The organism is Pseudonocardia sp. ICBG601 (assembly GCF_020496245.1).
This window is the reverse complement of record NZ_JAHLJA010000193.1, coordinates 1-2304: the sequence shown is the minus strand read 5'-3', so window position 1 is coordinate 2304 and position 2304 is coordinate 1. Positions and strand designations below refer to the sequence as shown.

Genomic DNA, 2304 nt, shown 5'->3' with positions numbered 1-2304 from the left:
CCTGGTCGAGACGCTCACCCTGGTGCGCGTTCGTCTTCGTGCTGCGACGCCTGCCCGCCCCACTTCGACGAGCCGGACACCGAGCGCCGCGTCCGGGGCCCCAAGGCCGCGGTCGCCGCGGTCGGCGGCCTGCTCGTCGCCGGGATGGCCGTGATGCTCTCCGGGGCCCGCACCCTGCCGCCCGCCACCACGGAGCCGTTCATCGCGGGCGCACCGGAGGCCGGCGCGACCAACCTGATCAGCGCGATCCTGGTCGACTTCCGCGCATCGACACGGTCGGTGAGATCACCGTGCTGCTGATCTGCGCGTCCGGCACCGCGAGCCTGGTGCTCGCGACCCGGTACGACAAGAGGCAGAACGGCAAGGTCGTGCGCAGCGGCTCGGGATCGCCCAAGCACGAGAAGGAGGTGCTCGGATGACGACCTCGCAGGAGAAGCCCGCGTCCCCGGCGGGGGACGCCGAGAGCTGGGCCCGGGGACCAGCCCAGCGGCCGATGGATGCTCACCGGCACCTGCCCGGACGTCCGCGAACGGGACCCTGGTGCTGGAGTCCGCGGCCCGGCTGCTGTTTCCCGGTGGTGCTGGTGTTCTCGGTGTTCCTGCTGCTGGAGGCCACTACGGTCCCGGCGGCGGGTTCTCCGGCGGCCTGGTCGCCGGGCTCGCGTTCGTGTGCGCCACATCGCGGCGGCGCGACGACAATCTGGGCTCCGGTTCGGATCCGTCCGCCCGTCTGGTCGGCACCCGGACTGATCATCGCGGTGCTCACGCGCTGGCCCCGGTGGCCTGGGGCGACCCGGTGCTCGCCTCGTCAAGTGGACGATCACCTTCGGCCCGTTCGGCTACCTCGACATCGTGAGCAGGCCTGCTGCTCGACGTCGGCGTCTACCTGCTGATCATCGGTGTGGTGCTCGACTGCTGCGCTCGCTCGGGTCCGGCATCGCCCGCGACGCCCGCGAGGCGGGCGAGGACCTCCCCCGCGGAGGTGTGGCCCGAGGTGAACACCCACCATCAAACTGAGCATGGCGATCGTGCTCGCGGTGCTGTACTCGGTCGGCTTCTACCTGCTGATGCAGCGCTCGCTGATGCGCATCCTGATCGGCATCGTGGTGCTCGGGCACGGCGCGAACCTGCTGCTGCAGGTCTCCGGCGGAACCGCCCGGGCGCGCCCCGATCCTCGACGCGGTGCTCCCCGAGCAGATCGCCCGACCCGCTCCCGCAGGCGCTGGCGCTGACCGCCATCGTCATCACCTTCGCCCTGACCACCGCTGCTGCTGGCGCTGGGCTACCGCTCCTGGGTGCTCGTCGGGGCACGACGAGGTGCAGGACGACGTGGAGGACCGCCGCATCGCCGACCGGCAGAAGCCCAAGGGCGCGATGGAGGAGGGCACCGCGGACGAGACCGACGCCGAGCCCGAGGACACCGCCGACTCCCACGAGCTCGAGGAGGGCCGCAAGTGACCCCGTTGCAGGCCCTGGGTCACTGCTGCCGGTGCTGCTGCCCATGCTGGGCGCCGCGACCAGCGTCGTCGTCAGCCGCCGTGCCTCGGCCCAGCGCGTCATCGGCGTGGTGACCCTGGCGCTGGTGTGCGTCGTCGGCGCGGTGCTGCTGGTGGCGCGGACACCTACGGGCCGGTCGTCGCCGAGCTCGGTGGCTGGCCCGCCCCGATGGGCATCGTGCTCGTCGCCGACGGATGTCGGCGCTGCTGCTGCTCATTCCTCCTCGGTGGTGACGCTCGCGGTGCTGGTCTACGCGATCGACCAGCGGATCTCCGACTACGGCCGGGAGACCGCCAGCACCACCTTCCACCCGATCTTCCTGCTGCTGTCGACGGGTGTGTCGCTGGCCTAACCTGACCGGTGACCTGTTCACGCTGTTCGTGGCGTTCGAGATCATGCTGGCGTCGAGCTACGTGCTAATCACCCGGCGGACGTCGGCGTCGCGGATCCGGTCCGGCATGACCTACGTGATCGTGTCGCTGACTTCGTCGCTGCTGTTCCTGACCGCGGTCGGGCTCGTCTACGCCGCCACCGGCCACGGTCAACCTGGCCGACCTCGCCGGGCGGATGGGCGCGCTGCCGGAGGGCCTGGCGCGCGGTGCTCGCCTGGGTCCTCATCGTGGTGTTCGGCATCAAGGCGGCGATCGTGCCGCTCGCACTTCTGGCTGCCCGACAGCTACCCGAACGCTCCCGCCCCGGTCACCGCGCTGTTCGCGGGCCTGCTCACCAAGGTCGGCATCTACGCGCTGCTGCGCCACCCAGACCTGGTGTTCCCGCAGGACAGCCCCTCGACGCTGCTGCTGGTGAT

At 71.2% G+C, this 2304-nt stretch carries 7 protein-coding genes; all 7 read left to right on the top strand.

Annotated elements, in window-relative coordinates:
* Window positions 1–300: hypothetical protein (locus KPL57_RS59630; protein ID WP_226358833.1), on the top strand; the 300-nt coding region annotated here is incomplete at its 5' end.
* Window positions 291–419, top strand: a complete 129-nt coding sequence (locus KPL57_RS68560) for a hypothetical protein (RefSeq protein ID WP_264199934.1) — start codon at window positions 291–293, stop codon at window positions 417–419. The genes KPL57_RS59630 and KPL57_RS68560, both read left to right, overlap by 10 nt.
* Before the next feature lie 121 nt (window positions 420–540).
* Entirely contained in the window at window positions 541–855 is a 315-nt protein-coding gene (locus KPL57_RS59625) for an MnhB domain-containing protein (RefSeq protein WP_226358832.1), read from the top strand.
* A gap of 163 nt (window positions 856–1018) precedes the next feature.
* On the top strand, window positions 1019–1231 hold the full coding sequence (locus KPL57_RS59620; RefSeq protein WP_226358831.1) for an NADH-quinone oxidoreductase subunit K: 213 nt from the start codon (window positions 1019–1021) through the stop codon (window positions 1229–1231).
* An 85-nt stretch (window positions 1232–1316) separates the two neighbouring features.
* Complete coding sequence (locus KPL57_RS59615; protein WP_226358830.1) at window positions 1317–1457, top strand: hypothetical protein; 141 nt, start codon at window positions 1317–1319, stop codon at window positions 1455–1457.
* 31 nt (window positions 1458–1488) lie between these two features.
* Window positions 1489–1848: a hypothetical protein gene (locus KPL57_RS68555; protein WP_264199933.1), complete on the top strand. Its 360-nt coding sequence runs from the start codon at window positions 1489–1491 to the stop codon at window positions 1846–1848.
* Window positions 1832–2304, top strand: a 473-nt coding sequence (locus KPL57_RS68550; RefSeq protein WP_308253225.1) for a proton-conducting transporter membrane subunit, incomplete at its 3' end; no start/stop codon positions are given. The genes KPL57_RS68555 and KPL57_RS68550, both read left to right, overlap by 17 nt.

Coding starts and splice junctions, on each gene's coding strand:
- KPL57_RS59620 (WP_226358831.1), top strand. CDS start 1,019: ATGGCGATCGTGCTCGCGGTGCTGTACTCGGTCGGCTTCTACCTGCTG.